This is a genomic window from Phenylobacterium sp., assembly GCF_020402505.1.
GTDB lineage: Bacteria > Pseudomonadota > Alphaproteobacteria > Caulobacterales > Caulobacteraceae > Phenylobacterium.
Genome location: NZ_JADBZL010000086.1, coordinates 23,412 through 44,460 on the forward strand (window position 1 = coordinate 23,412; position 21,049 = coordinate 44,460).

Consider the following 21,049-nt stretch of genomic DNA (forward strand, 5'->3'; position numbering starts at 1 on the left):
TTTCCGGCCCGCGGGCGCGGACCGGTCCAGTCTGTCGTCGGTCGGGAGAGACCCCGCCCTCCAGGCGCACCCCGGCCCGTCGGATGACGACGGCGTCAGGCAGGTCTCCTGGCTCGCGGGTCATTGTCCCTTGCGCGTCGCCTTCCCGGCCCGGTTCCCGAGGGTTCCCGGCCAGTGGCCTCGTGACGCGCGGACTCGCCGCTTACAGTTGCGGGGGCAGCCCGGGCCTTGCACCCGAGTTCCCTTTTCATCTCCCTCTCGGGAGAACCTGACGCAGGGCGAGGCCTAGCCCCTGCCCCGGCGCGGGTCAACGTCGACCCGGCAAAAGGGGTTGCGCGGGACGCCCGCCGTGCGCCATCAACCTGCAGCCATCCTTCCGGAGCCCCCACATGACATTTCGCGCGCCCCTGCAGAGCCTCGACCTGGCCCTCGCCGCCGCCGGGCTGCCGGACCTGATCGCCGCCGGCTATCCCGACCTGGACCTGGAGACGGTCTCCGCCGTCCTCGACTCCGCCGCCGCCTTCACCGAGGCCGAGCTCGCGCCACTGAACCGCGAGGGCGACCGGATCGGCGCCCGGTTCGAGAACGGCGTGGTCACGGGCGCCCCAGGCTTCGCCGAGGCTTACCAGGCCTTCGCCGCCCAGGGATGGAACAGCCTGTCAGCGGATCCGGAGTTCGGCGGCCAGGGCCTGCCCAAGGCCCTGGAGCTGGCGGTGTTCGAGATGGTCCACGCCGCCAACATGGCCTTCGGCCTCTGCCCCATGCTGACCCAGGGCGCCATCGAGGCCCTGACCCTGCATGGCACCGAGCGCCAGAAGCGCCTGGTCCTTCCCAAGCTCGTCTCGGGCGAGTGGACCGGCACCATGAACCTGACCGAACCCCAGGCGGGCACCGACCTGGCCGGCGTGACCGCCCGGGCCGAGCCGGACGGCCAGGGCGGCTACCGGATCACTGGCCAGAAGATCTACATCACCTGGGGCGACCACGATGCGGCGGAGAACATCTGCCACCTGGTGCTGGCCCGCCTGCCCGACGCCCCTCCCGGGGTGAAGGGGATCAGCCTCTTCCTGGCCCCCAAGCGCCTGATCGACGCCGAGGGCCGCCTGGGCGCCGCCAACGCCCTTCGCCCGGCCTCCATCGAGCACAAACTCGGCATTCACGGCTCGCCCACCTGCGTCATGCTGTTCGAGGGCGCCCGCGCCGAGCTGGTGGGAGAGGCGAATAACGGCCTGGCCCACATGTTCGTCATGATGAACGCCGCCCGCCTGCAGGTGGGGGTGCAGGGGGTGGCCATCGCCGAGCGCGCCCTGCAGCAGGCCCTGGCCTACGCCCAGGACCGGGTCCAGGGCCGGCCCGCCCTCGGCGGGGAATCGATCTTCGGCCATCCCGACGTCCGCCGCAGCCTGGCCCTGATGCGCGCCAAGGTGGAGGCTGCCCGGGCCATCTGCCTGCTGACCGGCGTCCTGGCCGACCAGGCCCGCCTCGCCCCCGACCCCGCCGCCCGGGACCTGGCCCGCGGCCGGCAGGAACTGCTCACCCCCATCGCCAAGGCCTGGTCCACCGACATCGGCGTCGAGGTCGCCTCCATGGGCGTGCAGGTGCACGGCGGCATGGGCTTCATCGAGGAGACCGGCGCGGCCCAGCACTACCGCGACGCCCGCATCGCGCCGATCTACGAAGGCACCAACGGCGTCCAGGCCGTCGACCTGGCGGGCCGCAAGTTGTCCATGATGGACGGCGCCCTGATGCCGGGCCTGTGCGCCGAGATGGCCGCCGCCGCCGCCGCCCTTGGTCGGGAAGCCGGGCTCGAGGGGGTCGGACGCCGTCTGGAGACCGGGGTCGCCGCCCTCTCCGCCGCCACGACCTGGATGCAGCAGAACCGCGGCCCCGACGCCCTGGCCGGCGCCACCGCCTTCCTACGCCTGTCCGGTGACGTCATCGGCGGCTGGATGCTGGCGCGACAGGCCGTGCTGGCCCGCAGCCAGGCGCCCGCCCTCGCCGAGTCCCGCGCCGCCCTCGCCCGGATCTTCGCAGACCAGGTCCTGGCCCAGGCGTCTGGGGTGGCCGAGGGCGTCATGGCCGGCGGAGGGGACCTCGCCTTGCTGGATGCCGACGTCCTCGCGGGCTGAGGACCTACAGCCTCAGGGGCGCGGCGTAGCCGGTCAGCTCCAGATAGCCTGACCCGCCGGGGACGCGGACCGCGCCTTCCCAGTAGACCGGCCCGCCGGAGGGGCGGCTGTCCAGTTCCTGGTCGTCGAACAGGGGGGTGAGGACCCACCGCCGCTCGCCGGCCGGGGTCATGAGGCGAACGGTGGGCGCCACGGGATAGACCGCTCCGGTCCTCGGCGACGTCCAGGTCCGGCCCCCTTCAAAGGCGACGGCCCCGTTTGGCGCCGTCCAGAGCCGTCCGTCTGCGGTCCGGAGGGAGCCGCCGGTCCAGAGGGACTTTCCCCGGGCGTCCCGCACCCTGAAGGCGGTCAGGGCGGCGCCGTCGTCCAGGTTGATCCCGGTCCAGTCCCAGCCGACGGCCGCCGGGTCCAGCAGGGTGGAGGACCATTCCCGGTCCAGCCAGGCCTGGCCCCGGACCGGGCGCCAGCGCCCCTCCCGCTCGAGCCGCCCGGACACCTGCAGGTGGGGAAGAGTGTAGTACCAGCTGGCCTGTTCCGGCCTCGGCCCCTTGCGGCTGAATCCCCCTTCGCCCTGCAGCAGAATCGGCTGGGTCGGGGTGAGGACGAGGTCCAGCTGGAAACCCTCCCCGCCCGCAAGGGCGCGCATCGCGCCGGATCGCTCCCGGGCCAGGCGCCAGTCGTCGAGGACGAGGTCCATGTCGCGCTCAGACGCCTCCGCGAGGCCGAAGCCCTGACGGGCGATCCGCTGGCCGTGCAGCAGCCGGCCGACCCGGGGGTCGGAGATGGCCGCGTGAGCGAAGAGAACCTGTCGCGGGGCGAACCGGCTGGGATTGCCTTCGCCCAGGCCCGTCCGTGTCCGGAAGAAGGTAATCTGAAAGCCGAGGGGGCCTGCAGCGGATTCCAGCCAGCCGGTCACGTACCACCACTCGGTGCGGAAGTCGGGATGGGCGCCGTGGTCCCGGGGAAATACCAGCGGTCGGCCGGGGACCACGGGGGCGAAGGCGGGCGCCGCGGTGGCGACGCCCGAGGGCAGGGTTGCGCCGGTCAAGGCGACCACGAGGCTCCTGCGCGTCAGCCGATCCATCTCACCAGTCCTCCCGGACCGCGCGGACCGCATCCGCCGACAGGGCGCTGCGTCCGGCCAGCAGGGCCGTAAGGGACGAGGCCAGGGTCAGAGCGAGGGCAAGGCCGCCGAGCAGGCCCAGGGGCCATCGGGTGTCCATCGTCCAGTTGAAGGACTGGGGATTGACCACCTGGATCAGCACCTGGCCCATGGCCGCTCCGAGGGCGAGGCCCGCCACCGCGCCCACGGCGCCCAGAAAGGCGCCCTCGAGAGCCAGCATGGCGAGAATCTGGCCCCGGCTGGCGCCCACGTGCCGAAGCATGCCGAACTCCCGCCGTCGGGCCAGGGTCTGGGCCGAGACTGTCGCGGCCACCCCCGCCACGCCCACCAGTATGGCCACCGCCTCCAGGGCGTAAGTGACCGCAAAGCTGCGGTCGAAAATACGCAGGGCGGCCCGGCGGATCTCGCCGGCGGGCGCTGCCTCGGTCTGGGCGGCCAGGTCCGGCGGCAGGGCGGCGCGCACCCCCTGCAGGACCTCTGGCAGGCGGGCGCCGGGGGCGAGGGTCAGCCCCGCCTCGTTGGCGCCGGCGTCCCCTGTGAGGCGCACATAGTCCCGCCGGTCCATCGCCAGGGCCCCGAACTGGCGGCCATAGTCCCGCCAGACGCCGGCGACGCGCACAGGCGTGCGGCCTCCGGCGAGGGGCAGGTCGAGGGTGTCGCCGGGCGCAAGGTCGTAGAGCCGCGAGAGGGGCTCGGAGACCCAGACCGGGGTTTCCCCGGGCGCCGCCGGGACGGGTCCCCGCCGCCAGGGCAGGTCGGGGGCGGCGGCTCCGCCTGGAACCGGGACCGCCAGCAGAACCACCGACGGCCGGTCGGCAGCGAGACGCAGGGTCAGGGACCGCCGGGCCTCCAGGCCTCCGACCCCGGGCAAGGCGGCGAGGCGGGCCTGCAACCCCGTATCCAGGCCCGAGGTCTCGGCCTCGGCCACCCTGAGATAGATGTCGGCGGGCAGGATCGCGCCCAGCCAGTCGTCCACCGATCCCCGGAAGCTCGCCACCATCAGGCCCATGGCCGCCATCAACCCAGCGCTGGCCACCAGGCCGCACAGCGCAACGGCGGCCTGGTCCGGGGCGCCCGCCAACCGGGCGGCGGCCAGCCGCACCGGGACCGGGGCCTCCATCCTCGCCAAGGGGGCGATCAGCAGCCGGGCCAGCCAGGGCATGGCGGCCACCCCGGCGGCCAGAATGAGGGCGATGGAGAGGTAGCCGAACAGGGGCAGGCCGGCGACCGGCGGGGCGAAGGCGAAGGCCAGGCCCACCAGGCCGAGCGCCAGGGCCGGGAGAAGGGCGGGGCGCCGTCGGGGGTCTCCGGACTGGCCGGCGGATTTCAGCGCCAGGGCGGGGGCGGCCCGGGCCGCTTCCAGGGCGGGGAAGAGGCTGCCGGCCAGCGCGACGACGAGGCCGAGGCCAGCGTGGATCGCCGCCCAGCCGGGAGAAATGTCGAGGGTCGGGCGGCTGCCGCTGAAGTATCCGCCGCCAAGGTCGCCGCCGAGAAGGCCCAGCACGCTCCAGGCCAGCCCCGCGCCGGCGAGGAGCCCGATCGCCGCTCCGACAAGACCCAGGACTGCGCCTTCAGCGAGGACCTGCAGGAAGAGGCCCGTCCGGGGTAGGCCCAGCACTCGCAGGAGGGCGAAGGCGGCTCGGCGGCGGGCGATGGACAGGGACTGGGCTGAGAAGACCAGGAACCCTCCGGTCAGGAGGGCCACCATGGCCAGCATGCCAAGATTGACGCGATAGGCGCGGGACAGGTCCGCGGTCCGGCGGCTCTCCGCCTCGGGGGTGCTGAGCCGGGCGTCGGCGGGCAGGCGGGCGGTGATGTCCCGCGCCACGGCCTCTGGCCGGGCTCCCGGAGCAAGGGCGATGTCCAGGCGGGTCAACCGGCCGAGGCGGTTGAACCTCTGCTGAACGGCGGCGATGTCGGCCACGGCGATCCGCCGGCCCGCCTCCACGGACGGCAGGCCTCCCGCAACCGGCAGAATGATCCGTTCCCCCCCCGCGAGGACGGTGAAGGCCCCGTCTGCGGTCGGTCTCAGGGCGGGAGAGAGCCAGACGGCGTCCTCGGCGGCGAGGGGGCCGCCGGCGGCGAAGCCGGCCCCCGACCCGGCCGCCAGGGCCGGTGTCACCCGCGCCGCGCGAAGCGGATCGACCCCAATCACGGTCAGACTGCGGCCGTCAGCGGTGCGCGCGGGGACCTCGACGACGGGGCTGACGGCCGCCAGGCCGGGCAGCCGGGCCACGATGGGAAAGAGGGATTCGTCGAAGCCGGCGGCGCTGACCGCCTCGATCCTCAGGTCCGCCGCACCGCTGACGCTGCGCACGGCGGCGTCGAATTCCACCAGAGCGGACCGGTTGACAAGGTGGACGGCGAATCCGAGGGCCACACCCACAGCGATGGCGAGAACCGCCACCAGGGTGCGGACCGGATGGGCGCGCCATTCCCCGCGGACCATCCAGCCCAGCAGGGTCCCGGAGAGGGGCGGGTCAGCCGCCATGCCGGTCCGTCAGGCCATTACGGCCGAGGACCAGGATGCGGTCCGCAGCCTCCGCCGCCCGGGCCGAATGGGTCACCAGGAGCACGGCCGCCCCCCGCGAGCGGGCGGCGTCGAGCAAGAGGCCAAGACTGCGGTCGGCAGTCTCGGGGTCGAGGTTGCCGGTGGGTTCATCGGCGAGGATCAGGGCCGGCCCGTGCACCAGAGCGCGGGCGATGGCGCAGCGCTGGAGCTCGCCGCCTGAAAGCTGGGCCGGGAAGTCAGCCTCCCGCCCGACCAGGCCCACGGCGGCCAGGAGCTCGGCCGCCCGCGTCAGGGCCGGCTCCCCCGGCACTCCCGCCAGCACCAGGGGCAGGGCCGTGTTCTGGGCCAGGGTGAGGTGCGGCAGGATATGGAAGGCTTGGAAGACGAAGCCCAGACGGTCTCGCCTAAGGCGGGTGCGACCGGCCTCATCCAATGCTGAAAGAGCCTGTCCGGCGATCTCGATCTCGCCTCGGTCCGCTGAATCGAGGCCGGCGGCGAGGTTGAGCAGGGTTGACTTCCCTGCGCCAGACTCCCCGGTGACGGCGACCACCTCACCGGCGCGCAGGTCCAGGTCCAGCCCCTCGAACAGCAACCGGCCCCCCGGCACCGTCTTGGCGAGGCCCCGGATGCGAAGGGGAGGCGGCGGCGAGGGTTCTGACATGGCGTCTATCTAGGGCCGAGGCGCCCCGGGGGGAATACGCCGTCTTGAACGCCTTCGGGGTGCGAAACGGGCCCGGCCGGTGTAAGGGGCGGGGCGAGGAGATCTGCATGCGCCTGGCACGCTTTTCCCGGACCCGCCTCGCCTATCCGAACGCCGCCGGGTTCCAGGGTCCGGCAAGCCATGCATCCCACCTGGAGGAGCATCTCGAATGAGCCGCGTACTCGGGGTCCTTGGCGGCATGGGGCCCGCCGCCACTCTCGATTTTCTGGGCAAGCTGCAGGCCCTGACCCCCGTCGAGCGGGATGAGGACCACATCCGGGTGATTGTCGATATCAATCCCCAGGTTCCGGACCGCAATGATCCCTTCGCCCGACCAGGGCCGGTCCTGGCCGAAATGGCGGGCGGGCTGCAGGGCGCCGGGGCCCAGGTCCTGGCCATCGCCTGCGATACGGCCCACGTTCACGCCGACCTGATAAGCCGCGCGTCGGGACTGCCCCTGGTCGACATGATCGAGACCGCGTCCCGGGCCGCCCGCGATACGGGCGCGCGGCGCGCCGGCGTTCTGGGCGCCAGGGACGCCGTGCGCCTCTACCATGAGTACATCGCCGCTCAGGGCATGGGGCTTGTAACCCTGCCCAGGGACGACCAGGCGCGGTTCATGGACCTTGTCGGACGGATCAAGACAGGCGACGTGGGCGCCGCCGTACGCGAGGGGATGCGCCAGCTGGCCGACGTTTTGGTCCGCGAAGGCGCCGAAGCGGTGATCGCCGGCTGCGCGGAGGTTTCACGGGTCCTCGACCCGGGCGACGTTCGCGCGCCCCTCATCGATGCCGGCGAGGAGCTGGCCCGCCGATGCGTCTCGGTCTGCCTCGGGCTTGAGCCCTTGCCCCAGGGCCGCTGAGGCCCGGTCTCAGGGCTTCAGCTTCTTGGGCAGGGCGGCGGCCTGTTCGGGGGTTAGCCGCTCGATCGACTTGATGATGCACCGGCGCGTTATCGGCCCGCCAACCCCAAGGTTGAGGTCCAGGGGCTTGCAGACCTGGCTGGAGGCGCCGAGGGGCTCCAGGATAAGCGGGTCGGAGTTGGTCACCCCCGCCAGGCACGACCCACTGAAGGTGAACTTGTACACCTCCTTACGGCGCACCGAGTAATAGAGGGTGTCAGGGCTGGCGATCCTGTGCCCGCCCAGGTCGCTGAGCCGGAAGCAGGGGGGATTGGCGGGACGCGGCGACTCCGCCTTGCTGGGGGGCGTGGCCTGGGCGGCGAGGCTTGATGCGGCGAGAAGGACCGCGGAAATGGCGGCGGCTCGGATAATCATTTCAGGTCACACTCCTGTGGCGTGATCGGCCATCCCCAGCCCCTGACAAAATCACCCGGCGCCCCTCACCTCGTCAAGAGACGGCGTGGCGAGCTCGACGAAGGTCAAGGCTGGCGGCGCCCCGGCTGTGCAGGGTAATGAAACACCATGACCGTCCATGTGCCCCCCGAAAGCCTTCCAGTCTGGCGACTGGACGACCTCTACGCCGGCCGGGAGGATCCACGCCTCGACGCCGACTTCGACGCCGCTGTCGCCGCCAATTCCGCTCTGCTGGAACTGAAGGGCCGGCTCGTTTCCGCCCGGGCTGACGCCGCAGAGCTAGGCGACCTTCTGGATCGGGGAGTTCGGCTCTATGAAGACGCGACCAACGCCCTCAGGCGGGTGGGCTCCTACGCCGGCCTCGCCGCCTCCACCGCCCGGAGCGACCCCGACTGGACCCGCTTCGAGGCCGATGTCCGCACCCGGTCGGCCGCCATTGGCGCCGAGAGCTTGTTCTTCACCCTCGAGATCAACGAACTTGAGGACGCCGAGCTCGAGGCCGCCCTGGCCGCCCATCCCGCCGCTGCGCGCTGGCGGCCCTGGCTGCGCCGGGTCCGTGCCTTCCGGCCGCACGAACTGGCCCCGGACCTGGAGCGCATGCTGGTGGACCGGAGCCCGGCTGTCGCCAACTGGACCCGCCTGCACGATGAGACCCTGGCCCGCCTCAAGGTGCGCGCCGGCGCCGCCCGTCTCACCCTTCCGGAAGCCCTCAACGCCTTGTCTGATCCCAACCCAGCCCGACGGCGGCAGGTGGCGGGGGGCCTGTCCACGGCTCTGGGCGAGGCGGCGCCCACCCTCGCTCTGGTGCTGAATACGCTCGCCTTTGAGAAGCAGGTGGAGGACCGCTGGCGGCGATATCCGGACCCTGCGGCGCCTCGGCACCTGGACAACGAGGTGGATCCCGAGGCTGTCCACGCCCTGGAGACGGCCGTTTCGGCAGGTTACGAGCGCGTCAGCCACCGGTACTACCGGTTGAAGGCGAAGGTGATGGGCCGGACCGCTCTGGATCATTGGGACCGTAACGCCCCCCTGGAGACCGGCGCACCCCGGCTCTGGTCCTGGGCCGAGGCCCGGGAGATCGTCGAGGCCAGTTTCCGCGACCTGGCCCCGAAGTTTGCCGACAGCGCACGGGACCTGTTCGAGCAGCCCTGGATCGACGCGCGCCCTCGCCCGGGCAAGCAGTCCGGCGCCTATTCTCATTCGGTTATCGCCCCCCACCACCCCTACGTCTTCATGAACTATATGGGCGAGCGCCGGGATGTTCTGACCCTCGCGCACGAACTGGGCCACGCCGTCCACCAGCGCCTCTGCGCGCCCCTCGGAACCCTGCTGGCGGCGACGCCTCTGACCCTGGCGGAAACGGCCTCCATCTTCGGCGAGAGCCTCGTCTTCGAACGGCTGCTGGCCGAGGCCGGGCCGAAGGAGAAGCTGGGCCTTCTGGCCGGCCAGATCGAGGACGGACTCAACACCGTTGTCCGGCAGATGGCCTTCCATCGTTTTGAAACCCGGTTTCACGCCACCCGACGGGACGGCGAGCTGTCTGCCGAGGCCATCGGCGGGCTCTGGCTGGAGGTGATGGGCGAAAGTCTCGGCCCGGCGGTCCGACTGAACGCCGGCTACGAGCACTACTGGGCCTATATCAGCCACTTTGTGCACGCGCCGTTCTACGTCTACGCCTACGCCTTCGGCGATCTTCTGGTCCGGGCCCTGGTGGAGAAGCGGCGAGAGGACCCGAAGGGCTTCGCGCCCCTGTACGAGGACCTGCTCGCCTCTGGCGGCGCGCGGACCTGCGTGGAGGCCCTGGCCCGCTTCGGCCTGGACCCTCGCGAGACCGCCTTCTGGGCTTCAGGCGTGCGCCAGCTGGAGCGCCGTGTCGACGCCTTCGAGGCCCTGGTCGGCTGAAAGACCCCTCGTCTACCGGCGCCGGTAGGCCGGAGGCAGGGGGCCGCCGAGGTCCTTGTAGCGATCCCTCAGTTCGGTCTGGCGGGTGGTCAGGTCCTGGGCCTCGCCGCGGATGTAGACCGCCTTTGGGGTGGAGAGCGGCTCGAAGGGGTCGCCGGACCAGATGACGAAGTCGGCGTCCTTGCCGGCCTCCAGGCTGCCCGTGCGATCACTGACGCCGAACATCCGCGCCGGATTGATGGTCACCGCCGCCAGCGCCGCGTCCCAGGGCAGGCCCCAGGCCACGGCGGTCCCGGCGCCGTATCGGGTTTCCCGAGCGCGGTGGGCGGCGCCCTCGGGTGCGGTGAAGGCCAGGGTGACGCCGGCGGCGTTCAGACGCGCAGCGTTCTCGAGAGTGGCGCCCAGAATCTCGAAGCTGTCGGGTCGGTTGGTGATGGGGTTGAGAATGACCGGAACGCCGGCGCGGGCGATCTCTGCGGCCACCATCCAGCCTTCCTCGGCGCCCTCGAGAATCAGTCTCAGTTTCTCCTCCCGGGCGAGTTTGAGGACAGAGCGGATGTCTGCAGCTCTGTGCACACGGGCGATCAGGGGCGTGCGACCCTGGACCAGGGGAACAAGGGCCTGGAGGTCGGCCTTGGACAGGCCCAGTTCCCGGTAGCTTCCGGTCTCCCAGGCGCTGCGGTTTGCGGCGAAGGCCCGGACATCGGACAGGACCGCCTTGAGGGCCGCGATCTGGGCGCCGCGCGCGCCCCCGGCCGCCTGGGCGCCCGCCTTGCCGAAGGCGACGACCACGCCGACCCCGCCGCGGACCACCATATCTCCTGCGCCGTTCAGGCGGATCACCGCGCCCTGGCCGGCGAACAGAGTGTTGGGCCGGAGCTCGTGGCCGCCGCCTGCCGTCAGCCGCCCGCCCGAAACTTCGCCGTCATGCTCGTGGGCGCCGAATCCGCCGCCCGCCGGCTGGGGCAGAACAACGGCGCTGGTCAAGCCGCCCGTCCGGGCGATGGGAATGAGGGTCGAAGCCGGATCCAGGCCCTCCCGGATATCAAAGGCGGCGCTGATCTGCGGGTTGTTGACCGAGAGGTCATCGCCCAGGGCGCCAATTTCGACGGCGCCCAGGAGGCTGCCCGTCGCAAACAGTCCGGGGGTGATCACCGACCCGGCGGCGTCGATGACACGGGCGCCAGCTGGTGGTGCGCCCAGGCCGACCGAGACGATCCGTCCGTCACGGATCACGAGGACTCCCGATTCCAGCCTGCCCGCCGGACCGGCGGTGAGGATCCGGGCTCCGGTGATGGCGAGGGTTTCCGACGCTGATGCGGGCGCTGCGGCGGCCGACGTCGGCAGTGACGGAAAGAGAGGGGCCAGGACAGCGGCCAGAATGACCAGACGACGGCGCATCAGCGAACTCCCTCTCCCGGTTGGCCCAGATCGAAGTCCGACCGGGGCTGGTATCGGGGATCCCGGCGATCCCAGGTCAGGGCGCCATCGATGAAGACCTTCTCGGTACGGGCGTAGATCGAGAACGGATTCTGGTCCCAGATCACAATATCCGCCCGCTTCCCGGCTTCGAGAGTGCCGGTCTGGTCCAGTATGCCTATGGCCTTGGCCGGATTGGCGGTGATCCAGGCCATGGCCTCCGCTTCGCTGATCTGCATGCCGGCGGCGCGGCCGGCGGCCAGGGCCATGGCCGCCTCCTGGTTGAGCCTCTGGATGAGATCGGCGTCGTCCGACTTAATGACTGCGCACGCCCCGGCCGCCTGGAGGAGCGGGACATTGGCCTCGACGGAATCATAGGCCTCCAGCTTGAAGCCCCACCACCCGGCCCAGGTCGCGGTGCAGATTCCATTAGCCGCGAGCATGTCTGCGATCTTGTAAGCCTCGACGGCGTGGTGGAAACTGGCGATGCGGTAGCCGAACTCCTTCGCAACATCGATCATGATCGCCATCTCGTCGGCCCGGTAGCAGTGGTTCTGCACCAGAATCTCGCCTCGCAGCACGCCCGATAGGGTATCGAGCCCCAGGTCGCGAGCCGGAGGGTCGACCTTTTCGCCACGTCCGACCTGGGCCCGGTAGTCATCCCATTTGCGGGTGTATTCCGCCGCCTCGATCCAGGCGGCGCGGTAGCCAGCGACATTGCCCATCCGCGTGGAGGGAGCCTGCCCCTTGGAACCGTAGACGCGCTTTGGATTCTCACCGCACGCCATCTTGAGGGTATAGGGCGCGCCGGGGAACTTCATTCCCTGGACGGTCCGGGACGGCACATTGCGGAGTGTGACGCCGCGACCTCCGATCAGATTGGCGGAGCCGGGCAGGACCTGGACTGTGGTCACGCCGCCGATCCGGGCGGTGTTGAATCCCGGATCCTGCGGCCAGACGGAATGCTCGGCCCAGACCTGCGGCGTCGTGGGGCTGGTCATTTCATTCCCGTCGGAATGGGCCTCCTCTGCAGGCGAAGCGTACACCCCGAGGTGCGAGTGGGAGTCGATCAACCCCGGCGAGACCCATTTGCCGCGAGCGTCCACCACCTGAAAGCCCTGCGGCGGCTCCAGGCCTTCGCCAATCGCCGCGATCCGCCCCGACCGGATCACGATGGTCGCATTGTTCAGGGCCTTGCCTGTTCCAGTGTAGGCTTGGGCGCCGACAATGGCGAAGTCACTGGCTGGCAGCGGCTGGTAGGTTGAGGGGAAGGGGTCCGGCCGCAAGCCCGGGTCCAGACCTGCAGGAAGAGGCTTCGCGGCGGCGGCGTTCTTGCCTGTCTTGGGGGCGGCGCCCGACGTCGAGGCGCAGGCCGTCAGGCTCAGCGCGACCAGACCCACCGCCAGTATTCCTGATCTCAGCATGCCCAACATCCCCTGGGGAAATCTCCAGTCTCATTTCAACCACGCACCGTCGGCTCCGCCAAGCCGGAAGGCGCTTGCCATTTTCCCGTGGTCCTTTAGTCAGCCGGTCGCTATGTCCGATGACCTGACCGAAGGCCAGACAGCCGTCGTGCCCGAGGGGTTCGTGATCAACCTCTGGCAGCGGGGTTTTGGCCGCACAGTGGGACCGTTCTACTCGTCCAGAGATCCGCAGACCAACATCGAGGTCATGGCCTTCCGGGTCGAGGAGCACCACGCCAACGGCATGAACAACTGCCACGGCGGCATGCTGATGAGCTTCGCAGACATGGCCTGGGGACGGGTCATCTCCAATCAGCGGGAGGTCGGCTGGGTCACCATCCGGCTGGTGACCGACTTCATCGGTCCGGGCCTGATGGGCGACTGGGTCGAGGGAACCAGCGAAATCATCGCCGAGGACGGCGACATCTTCACGGTGGCGGGCAGGGTTTGGTCTGGAGACCGCATCCTCATGACCGGCACGGGGGTCTACAAGGGGATCCGGTCGATCCGCCGCAAGGCGGGCTACCGGGAGGCGCAGGAGTAGGACATGGCCATCGATCCGGCGATCAAGGAGGGCGCGCCCGTCGGCTACTACGACGATCGTCCGATCCATACCGAGCCCGGCGCCCTGCCGCCGGAGGTCCAGGCGCCCCTGGCGCCCTTCCGCGGCCGGGAACCCGACTCCCCGGAGTGGTTCCGCAACGCCCTCGCCCAGGCGCCTGAGCGCAGCCACGTGGCGTCCCTCGGCGCCCGGATCGAGATGCTGGTCTGGGGCGAGCGGGGCAAGCCCGGCCTGCTGCTGGTGCATGGCAACTCGGCCCATGCCGACTGGTGGAGCTTTATCGCCCCCTTCCTGGCCCAGGACTTCCGGGTGGCCTCCATGTCCCTCGCCGGCATGGGCGACTCCGACTGGCGCGAAACCTACGCCTTCCAGGACTTCGCCACCGACGCCGAGGCCGTCGCCCAGGCCGCGGGTCTTTATGACGCCGGCAAGCCGATCTACATCGGCCATTCCTTTGGCGGCTCCCAGGTCTTCTTCGCGGCCGCCAGCCATCCGGACCGCATGCGCGCCGCCATCCTGGTCGATACCGGCTTCGGCGGCCCGCCCCCGGACTCGCCCGAGGGCAAGCGTATGGCCGAACGGATGGCTGAGCAGGCCCGGAACATCCCCACCGGGGACCGGGCCCAGCGGGTCTACGCCACCCTCGAGGAGGCGCTTTCCCGCTTCCGGCTGATGCCGCCCCAGGCCGCCGGCAACCTCTTCATCGCCGACTACATCGCCCGGCGGTCGCTGAAGATCGTCAAGGCACCGGACGGCAAGGAGGGCTGGAGCTGGCGCTTCGATCCCAACATGTGGGCCAAGCTGGACCGCACGGTGATGAGCGGCATGATGGGGGATGGCCCCCCCAAGGTGTCCGTCCCCCTCGTCCACATCTATGGCGACCGCTCGGCCATCATCAGCCGCAGGAAGGAGGGCGGGCCTTCTCCCCTGCCGCCCCACACCCTGGAGATCGCCATCCCGGACTCGGCCCACCACATCATGATCGATCAGCCCCTGGCCCTGATCTCGGCTCTCCGGGGCCTGCTGGCGGTCTGGCCAGGGGACGCCGCCGCCCGGTGACCTGCGCGCCGGGCTTGAGCGGCGCGGCGCGAGCGTGTAACCCCTGCTTCGACCCTGGGTCCGAACGAGAGAGTCCCGAATGGCTTCCGAATATCACCGCGGCGAGATGGACATCAGCGAGCAGACCGCCACCTACGCCGTCTTCATGGCCCTCACCAAGTGGGGCTCTCTGGCGATCACCGCCGCGCTTGTCCTCTTCACGCTTTGGTTCTGCACCCCGGCAGGATTCATTCCCGGCGCCATCTCAGCCGTGGTCGTGACGGTGATCGGCATCCTCGTCCTCCGCGACAAGCCCGGCGCGGGCCACTAGACTTGGACGAGCGGTCCGCCACCTGGCGGGCATGCAATGGGAGGGCCGGTCCAAACCATGGCCGTGATCGCCGTCATCCGTGAGTCCCACCCGGGCGAGACCCGGGTCGCCGCGACGCCGGAGACCGTCCGTAAGCTGATCGCCGCGGGCTTCCAGGTCTCCGTCCAGGCTGGAGCTGGTCTTGCGGCGTCCTGTCTTGATGCCGACTACGCGGCTGCAGGGGCGCGGATCTGCGCCTCCGCCGCCGAGGCGGTGTCCGGCGCCGATATCCTGTTCGGGATCCGCGGTCCTTCCGCCGAGGCCCTGGGCGCCCTCAAGGCGGGCGCCATTGTGGCCGCCTCTCTGAACCCCCACCAGGACCGTGCAGGCCTTGAGGCCCTCGCCGCCCGCGGGGCCGAGGCCTACGCCCTGGAGTTCATTCCCCGCATCACGCGGGCCCAGGTGATGGACGTCTTGTCCTCCCAGGCCAACCTGGCGGGCTATCGGGCCGTCATTGAAGCCTCAGCCGCATACGGCCGCGCCCTGCCGATGATGATGACCGCCGCCGGCACCATCGCTGCGGCCAAGGTCTTCGTGATGGGGGTCGGCGTCGCTGGGCTCCAGGCCATCGCCACGGCCCGCCGCCTGGGCGCGGTGGTCACCGCCACCGACGTGCGGCCGGCCACCAAGGAGCAGGTGGAGTCCCTCGGCGCCAAGTTCATCGCCGTCGAGGACGAGGAGTTCCGCAACGCCCAGACCGCCGGCGGCTACGCCAAGGAGATGAGCGCGGAGTACCAGGCCAAGCAGGCCGAGCTCATCTCGGGCCACATCGGCAAGCAGGACATCGTGATCACCACGGCCCTGATCCCCGGCCGACCTGCGCCGCGGCTGGTGACGGCCGCCCAGGTCGCCGCCATGAAGGCCGGCTCGGTCATCGTCGACCTGGCGGTGGAGCAGGGCGGCAATGTCGAGGGCGCAAAGGTCGGCGAGACCGTGGAGACCGCCAACGGGGTGAAGATCCTGGGCCTGGCCAACCTTCCCGGCCGCATCGCCGCGGACGCCTCCGCTCTCTACGCCCGTAACCTCCTGGCCTTCTCGGGCCTGCTCCTCGACAAGGAGGGCGCCCTTGCGCCCGACCGCGAGGACGAGATTCTCAAGGCCGCCCTGGTCGTCAGCGGCGGAAAGATCGTGCACCCGGCTCTCGCCGGGTCCTGACGGAGACGCCCATGGACGTTGATCCCACAGTCTTCCGGCTGGCCATCTTCGTCCTGGCCATCTTTGTCGGCTACTATGTTGTCTGGAGCGTCACCCCGGCCCTGCACACGCCCCTGATGGCGGTGACCAACGCCGTCTCGTCCGTGATCATCGTCGGCGCCCTCCTGGCGGCTGCGGCCCAGGCGGCGCCGGGCGCCGGCGCCGGCGCCGTGATGATTTCCAAGGGGGCGGGCGCCCTTGCGGCGGCCCTCGCCGCCGTCAACATCTTCGGCGGCTTCCTGGTCACCCAGCGGATGCTGGCCATGTACAAGAAGAAGGAACCGGCCAGGAAGGAGGGCGCGAAGTGAGCGCCAACCTCGCCGCCATCCTCTATCTCGCCTCCGGGGTCCTCTTCATCCTCGCCCTGCGCGGGCTCTCCAGCCCGGTGACCAGCCAGGCGGGCAACCGCAATGGCATGATCGGCATGGCTCTGGCGGTGGGCGTGACCCTCGTCACCCTGTTCAGCCAGGGTAAGCTCGACGGCCTCACCGTAGGACTGATCCTCGCGGGCGTCGGCGTCGGGGGCGTGATCGGCGCCGTGATCGCGCGCCGGGTGGCCATGACCTCCATGCCCCAGCTCGTGGCGGCCTTTCACAGCCTGGTCGGCATGGCCGCCTGCCTCGTGGCGGTGGCCGCCATCTACACCCCAGGGGCCTACGGGATCGGCGCTCCCGGCGCCATCCACGCGATCTCCCTGGTGGAGCTGTCCTTGGGCCTCGCCATCGGCGCGGTGACCTTCACAGGATCAGTCATCGCCTTCGCCAAGCTGAACGGCAACATGTCGGGCGCGCCCATTCTCCTGCCCGCCCGTCACCTCCTGAACATCGTGATCGGCCTGGCCCTGGTGGGCCTGATCGGCGTCCTGGTCGTCAGCGGCGGCTCGGCCCTCTGGGCCTTCTGGGCCATCTTTGCTCTGGCCCTGATCCTCGGGATCACCCTCATCATCCCCATCGGCGGCGCGGACATGCCCGTCGTGGTGTCGATGCTGAACAGCTATTCCGGCTGGGCGGCTGCGGCCCTGGGTTTCACCCTCGAGAACGTCACCCTGATCATCACCGGCGCCCTCGTCGGCTCGTCCGGCGCCATCCTGTCCTACATCATGTGCAAGGCGATGAACCGCAGCTTCGTCTCGGTCATCCTCGGCGGCTTCGGCGCGGACGACAGCGCCACGGCGGCCGGTGGGCGCATCGAGACCCGGCCCGTCAAGCAGGGTTCGGCGGACGATGCGGCCTTCATCATGAAGAACGCCTCCAAGGTGATCATCGTCCCCGGTTACGGCATGGCCGTCAGCCAGGCCCAGCACGCCCTTCGCGAGATGGCCGACAAGCTGAAGGAGGAGGGCGTCGACGTGAAGTACGCCATCCATCCCGTCGCCGGCCGCATGCCCGGGCACATGAACGTCCTGCTGGCGGAGGCCAACGTGCCCTATGACGAGGTGTTCGAGCTCGAGGACATCAACGCAGAGTTCCCCACCGCCGACGTGGCCTTTGTCATCGGGGCCAATGACGTGACGAACCCCGCCGCCAAGACCGACCCGTCCAGCGCCATCTACGGCATGCCCATCCTCGACGTGGAGAAGGCCCGCACGGTCCTCTTCGTGAAGCGCGGGATGAGCTCGGGCTATGCCGGTGTGGAGAACGAGCTGTTCTTCCGCGACAACACCATGATGCTCTTTGGCGACGCCAAGAAGATGGTTGAGGGTATCCTCAAGTCCCTTTGATCTCCTGGACTCCAGACCTGATCTGCGACTTGCCGGACAGGCCCGGCGGGTACATGCTCTCCCGAATAACCAGGGAGGCAAGCCATGCGCATTTCTATCAGCGGGCTGTTGCTCGCTTCGGTTCTCCTGATTTCAGCCTGTTCCGGACCGCAGGAACCCGCCGCCCCGGCGGTCTTCTCGATTCCCCTCGAAGCCAACTCCAACGGTGTTCTGGAGGCCCGGTCCGCACGGGTCCTGGTGGGGTCGGGGGAGAAGACCTATACGGCCCAGGTGGCCCTGACCCCCAGCTGGTGGGTGACGGGAGATGGCGTCAAGATCGTCTGGTTCGCTGGCAAGAGCCAGACCAAGCGGTTCTTCCAGATCAGCAACGAGTCGCCCGGCGAATCGGCCAGGCCCGACATTCTGAAGGCGCCCGAAGAGGCGGTCCGGGAAGTAAAGGTCTCCTTCGATGGGGCCCCGCCCATGTCCGTGCGCCCCGAGGCCACCCGTGCTGTGTTCCAGCCGCCGCCGGGCGCCAAGGCCGTGACCTCGGTAGAAATCGCTTTCGGGCCCGCCAGTTCGCCGGTCACCTACACCTGGAAGTAGCCCGCCGAAGGGCGACGAGGACCCTGTCATGACTGTGGGCGCCATGTCGGGTCCCTCCCGGGGCGAGTGGGTGGACATAGGCGGCCGCCGCCTGCGAGTGGTCCGGGCCGGGCCGTCGGAAGGCGGCCCCCTTGTCGTGATGGAGTGCGGGGCCTTCGGTTGCGCCGCTGACTGGCACAGGGTCCAGGAGGCGCTTGCGGGCCTCGGCATCCGCAGTCTGGCCTACGACCGGGCCGGCCTGGGCCTGTCCGATCCGGGCCCTGATCCCCGGGATGGACGCGCCATCGCCGATGACCTCGAGGCGATGCTGGGGCGCCTGGAGGACCCTGCGCCGTTGGTCCTCGCCGGCCACTCCATGGCCGGACTCTTCCTGAGAGTCCTCGCGCCACGGGTTCGGGACCGGCTGGTCGGGCTGGTCCTCGTGGACGCCGTCACACCCGAGGCCGTGGACCATCCCGCCGCCGCCCGGATGATCGACGGTTTTCGTCGCGCCATGTTCCTTCTCGACAGGGTCGCCGACCTCGGCGTCATGCAGACCTGGTCACTGGTGGCTGGCGACCGGATCGGCCTGCCGCCGGAGATCTCCCGCGAGAAGCGCCGGATCTACGCCTCGGGCTCCCACGCCCGGGCCTCCGCCCGGGAGGTGCAGCAGTGGCTTGAGACCGCCGCTCAGGGACGCATCGAAGGTCCCTTTGATCCGGACCTGCCTGTCGCTGTGGTGACCGCCGGGGCCGTACCCCTCCCCGGGGATCTCCAGGCGATCCAGAATGCGCCCGCCCTGGCCTCCCGGGCGGGTCATGTGGACCGGGTCGAGGGCGCTCGACATGCCAGCCTGCTGGGGCCCCGTTACGCCTCCAGGGTTGTCCGGGGGATTACGCATGTCCTCGAGGTCAGCCTGAGCTCTCAAGGCTGAGTGCCGCCGCGGTCGCTTCGTCCGTCGCCACGCCGCAGGCGGCGAGCAGCCGACTCCGCGCCAGGGGACGGACCTCGACGCCGGAATCCGGCGTCCCGGCCAGGTGAAACAGCCTCCCAGTCTCGACCCCCGGCAGGCCGCCGCGCAGGGCCGGCGGGACTGACGACAGCGCGGCCCTGTCCGCCGTCGACAGCCTTGAAAGTCTGCCTTCCAGGGGCCTGATCCGGGCAGGGGAGGTCGTCTCGATCCGGAAACGTCCGTCGAAGATCCCGTCCCCACCCGCCGGCAACCAGAGGTCCTCGACGCCTTGTCGCCGCATCTCCCCCGCCGTCCGGCCGAAGGTCACGTCGCCGGCATCTGAAAGGACGAGGGCGCCGGCCAGGGTGGCGCGAACCGCCTCCGGTCCGGCCAGGCGCTCGACCAGCCTGTCCAGCGCCCCGCCCCGGGGCGGGCGCACGCCTCCGGCCGCTGAGAGGCAGGCGGCGGCCACGAACCGCCGAGCGGCCGCTGGATCCGCTTCCCGCAGGGCCTGACGGGCGATCTGTAGGCCGAAGGGACGGGCCACGACCTGCAGGGCCAGATCCGCCAAAGGAGGCGGGTCGGTCCCCGGGGCGCAGGCCTCCGGGTCGGCGCCACCAGGCTGCGCCAGGGCGGCCCGCGCCCGGCTGCGGGCGAACCGGAGATTGGTGTTGGCCGGATCCTCGATCCAGGTTTCGCCCCGGGCGCGGAGCCACTCCCGCAGGGCCTCCCGGCGAATCCCCAGCAGGGGACGCAGCAGGAAGACGTCCAGCCCTTCCGGCCAGGCGGGCGACGGCGCCCACTCCCGCGGGGAAGGGGTGGTGGACCCGGCGGCCCGCATGACCCCGGCCTCGGCGATGTCATCGAGGGTGTGACCCAGCAGAATGATCCGGGCCCCGGCCTCCCGGGCGGCCTGCGCGAGCAGTCTATGCCGGGCCGCCCGCGCCGCTGCCGGCAGGCCGCCGGAGGGCCTGGGGTCGGTCCAGGTTAGACCCCGGAAGCGGGCGCCGATCCGGTCCGCGGCCCTGGCGCAGGCCTGGGTCCAGGCGCGGCTGTCCGGGTTGAGTCCGTGGTCGACGGTCAGGATCAGCAGGGCTCGCGAATGTTGCCGGGCCCATTGCGCCGCCATCAGGGTCAGGGCCAGGGAGTCCCCGCCGCCTGACAGGGCGACGGCGAGGGGCGACCGGGCGCCAGCGTCCAGGCGGGCGTCCAGCCGCGCCTTCACCTCAGCCTCGATCGGCAGGCTCAGGCTCCGCACCGGGCCTGGAGGCCGACCGCCGCGGCGCGCTTGCGGGCGCCCTCGGAGGCATTGGGATAGCGCGCACCAAGCTCAGCCAGGGCCTGGCAGGACTCCGCCGTCTTCCCCAGGCGCGCCAGGCTGCGGGCCAGTTCGACGACCGCGTCCGGTCCCCACCAGGTCGCCGGCCATCCCTTGAGGGCGGCGATGTAGTCCGCCGCTGCATCCGGCCAGGCCGACTGCAGGGCCCGGGCGCGGCCCCGAAGGTAGGTTCCTTCCGCTGCCCGGGGATCGCCCGGCGAGGCGGCCAGCCAGGTTGTGAGGGTGGCCTCGGCGCCCGCCGCATCCCCGCCCTGAAGCTGCTTGCGGCCCCGTGTCAGTCCGTCTTCGGCCGTCGTCACTGGAGCGGATACGGCGGCGGGAGACGTCGCCGGAGGGCTAGCGGCGGCCGGCGCAGCGGCTGCAGCCGCGGGGACTGGACTTGGCGGGACGGCCGCCCCCGGGACGACGGCGCTCGTGGGGGTCGGCGCCGGCGTGGCCGGGGCGGCGGTCGTCCCCGTGGCGGCGGCTCGGGCGCCCTCAAGGGTCCGGACCCTCTCCTGGAGTCGGCCCACGTCGCCCCGCGCCAAGTCGGCGGCGCGGGCCGTAGTCTCCAGCTGGGCGTTGAGCCCCTGCAGGGCGCGCTCCAGGTCGGCGATCCGGTCGGAGAGCTCCCGGAGCCGGACCTCCTTTGGATCCTCCTGCGGCGCCGGGGCGGCCAGGGCGCCTCCTGGTCCCGCAAGGGCGAGGCCCAGGACCAGGGCCGCCAGGCGGGACCGAAACAACCGGACTGGCCGTACCTTCATGAAC

The 21,049-nt window shown here is 70.8% G+C and carries 19 protein-coding genes and 1 riboswitch; of the genes, 11 read left to right on the plus strand and 8 right to left on the minus strand.

Annotated elements, in window-relative coordinates; translation table 11 throughout:
• Positions 1 to 80: 80 nt before the first annotated feature.
• Positions 81 to 287: riboswitch (cobalamin riboswitch) on the minus strand.
• Between the two features lie 102 nt (positions 288 to 389).
• Positions 390 to 2,129, plus strand: coding sequence for an acyl-CoA dehydrogenase (locus IM632_RS06680; RefSeq protein WP_296480034.1), 1,740 nt, complete (start codon positions 390 to 392; stop codon positions 2,127 to 2,129).
• A gap of 4 nt (positions 2,130 to 2,133) precedes the next feature.
• Here IM632_RS06680 and IM632_RS06685 read toward each other — a convergent pair whose 3' ends face one another.
• The 3 genes from IM632_RS06685 to IM632_RS06695 are packed head-to-tail and all read right to left on the minus strand — an operon-like array spanning position 2,134 to position 6,425.
• A complete protein-coding gene (locus IM632_RS06685) occupies positions 2,134 to 3,213 on the minus strand; it encodes a carotenoid 1,2-hydratase (protein ID WP_296480033.1) in 1,080 nt (359 codons plus the stop codon).
• Between the two features lies 1 nt (position 3,214).
• Positions 3,215 to 5,743, minus strand: a complete 2,529-nt coding sequence (locus tag IM632_RS06690; RefSeq protein ID WP_296497885.1) for an ABC transporter permease — start codon at positions 5,741 to 5,743, stop codon at positions 3,215 to 3,217.
• Positions 5,733 to 6,425, minus strand: coding sequence for an ABC transporter ATP-binding protein (locus tag IM632_RS06695; RefSeq protein ID WP_296480031.1), 693 nt, complete (start codon positions 6,423 to 6,425; stop codon positions 5,733 to 5,735). Before IM632_RS06695 ends, IM632_RS06690 begins: the two co-directional genes overlap by 11 nt.
• Positions 6,426 to 6,633: 208 nt before the next feature.
• On the opposite strand from IM632_RS06695, the gene IM632_RS06700 reads away from it, so the two are divergent.
• Complete coding sequence (locus IM632_RS06700; protein ID WP_296552146.1) at positions 6,634 to 7,326, plus strand: amino acid racemase; 693 nt, start codon at positions 6,634 to 6,636, stop codon at positions 7,324 to 7,326.
• 9 nt (positions 7,327 to 7,335) lie between these two features.
• Here IM632_RS06700 and IM632_RS06705 read toward each other — a convergent pair whose 3' ends face one another.
• A complete protein-coding gene (locus IM632_RS06705; RefSeq protein WP_296480029.1) occupies positions 7,336 to 7,740 on the minus strand; it encodes a DUF6491 family protein in 405 nt (134 codons plus the stop codon).
• A 147-nt stretch (positions 7,741 to 7,887) separates the two neighbouring features.
• Here IM632_RS06705 and IM632_RS06710 point away from each other — a divergent pair, with 147 nt between their 5' ends.
• The gene (locus tag IM632_RS06710; protein ID WP_296552147.1) at positions 7,888 to 9,681 is read left to right on the plus strand and encodes a M3 family oligoendopeptidase; all 1,794 of its coding nucleotides are present in this window, start codon (positions 7,888 to 7,890) and stop codon (positions 9,679 to 9,681) included.
• Between the two features lie 12 nt (positions 9,682 to 9,693).
• Here IM632_RS06710 and IM632_RS06715 read toward each other — a convergent pair whose 3' ends face one another.
• Both IM632_RS06715 and IM632_RS06720 read right to left on the minus strand, forming a co-directional pair.
• Positions 9,694 to 11,082: an amidohydrolase family protein gene (locus tag IM632_RS06715; RefSeq protein WP_296480027.1), complete on the minus strand. Its 1,389-nt coding sequence runs from the start codon at positions 11,080 to 11,082 to the stop codon at positions 9,694 to 9,696.
• Entirely contained in the window at positions 11,082 to 12,524 is a 1,443-nt protein-coding gene (locus IM632_RS06720) for an amidohydrolase (protein ID WP_296480026.1), read from the minus strand. The genes IM632_RS06715 and IM632_RS06720 overlap by 1 nt, the downstream gene beginning before the upstream one ends.
• A gap of 112 nt (positions 12,525 to 12,636) precedes the next feature.
• Between IM632_RS06720 and IM632_RS06725 the strand changes: the two genes are divergently transcribed.
• The 8 genes from IM632_RS06725 (at position 12,637) to IM632_RS06760 (ending at position 18,945) form a co-directional block, all read left to right on the plus strand.
• Positions 12,637 to 13,107 (plus strand): PaaI family thioesterase, encoded by a 471-nt coding sequence (locus tag IM632_RS06725; RefSeq protein ID WP_293519316.1) that lies wholly within the window; start codon positions 12,637 to 12,639, stop codon positions 13,105 to 13,107.
• Between the two features lie 3 nt (positions 13,108 to 13,110).
• Positions 13,111 to 14,184, plus strand: a complete 1,074-nt coding sequence (locus IM632_RS06730) for an alpha/beta hydrolase (RefSeq protein WP_296480025.1) — start codon at positions 13,111 to 13,113, stop codon at positions 14,182 to 14,184.
• Between the two features lie 79 nt (positions 14,185 to 14,263).
• The gene (locus IM632_RS06735) at positions 14,264 to 14,494 is read left to right on the plus strand and encodes an aa3-type cytochrome c oxidase subunit IV (RefSeq protein ID WP_293517829.1); all 231 of its coding nucleotides are present in this window, start codon (positions 14,264 to 14,266) and stop codon (positions 14,492 to 14,494) included.
• Between the two features lie 57 nt (positions 14,495 to 14,551).
• Positions 14,552 to 15,688 carry a Re/Si-specific NAD(P)(+) transhydrogenase subunit alpha gene (locus IM632_RS06740; RefSeq protein WP_296480024.1) on the plus strand — a complete coding sequence of 379 codons (1,137 nt, stop codon included), beginning with the start codon at positions 14,552 to 14,554 and terminating at the stop codon, positions 15,686 to 15,688.
• Positions 15,689 to 15,699: 11 nt separating this feature from the next.
• Positions 15,700 to 16,035 (plus strand): NAD(P) transhydrogenase subunit alpha, encoded by a 336-nt coding sequence (locus tag IM632_RS06745; protein ID WP_293514182.1) that lies wholly within the window; start codon positions 15,700 to 15,702, stop codon positions 16,033 to 16,035.
• Positions 16,032 to 17,447 (plus strand): NAD(P)(+) transhydrogenase (Re/Si-specific) subunit beta, encoded by a 1,416-nt coding sequence (locus IM632_RS06750; protein ID WP_296480023.1) that lies wholly within the window; start codon positions 16,032 to 16,034, stop codon positions 17,445 to 17,447. Before IM632_RS06745 ends, IM632_RS06750 begins: the two co-directional genes overlap by 4 nt.
• Positions 17,448 to 17,531: 84 nt before the next feature.
• The gene (locus IM632_RS06755; RefSeq protein ID WP_293517833.1) at positions 17,532 to 18,032 is read left to right on the plus strand and encodes a hypothetical protein; all 501 of its coding nucleotides are present in this window, start codon (positions 17,532 to 17,534) and stop codon (positions 18,030 to 18,032) included.
• Between the two features lie 28 nt (positions 18,033 to 18,060).
• Positions 18,061 to 18,945, plus strand: coding sequence for an alpha/beta fold hydrolase (locus IM632_RS06760; RefSeq protein ID WP_296480022.1), 885 nt, complete (start codon positions 18,061 to 18,063; stop codon positions 18,943 to 18,945).
• Here IM632_RS06760 and tilS read toward each other — a convergent pair.
• Positions 18,923 to 20,221, minus strand: coding sequence for a tRNA lysidine(34) synthetase TilS (gene tilS / locus IM632_RS06765; protein WP_296480021.1), 1,299 nt, complete (start codon positions 20,219 to 20,221; stop codon positions 18,923 to 18,925). The two genes, IM632_RS06760 and tilS, sit on opposite strands and share 23 nt — an antisense overlap.
• The gene (locus IM632_RS06770) at positions 20,209 to 21,045 is read right to left on the minus strand and encodes a hypothetical protein (RefSeq protein WP_296552148.1); all 837 of its coding nucleotides are present in this window, start codon (positions 21,043 to 21,045) and stop codon (positions 20,209 to 20,211) included. Before IM632_RS06770 ends, tilS begins: the two co-directional genes overlap by 13 nt.
• Positions 21,046 to 21,049 lie beyond the last annotated feature (4 nt).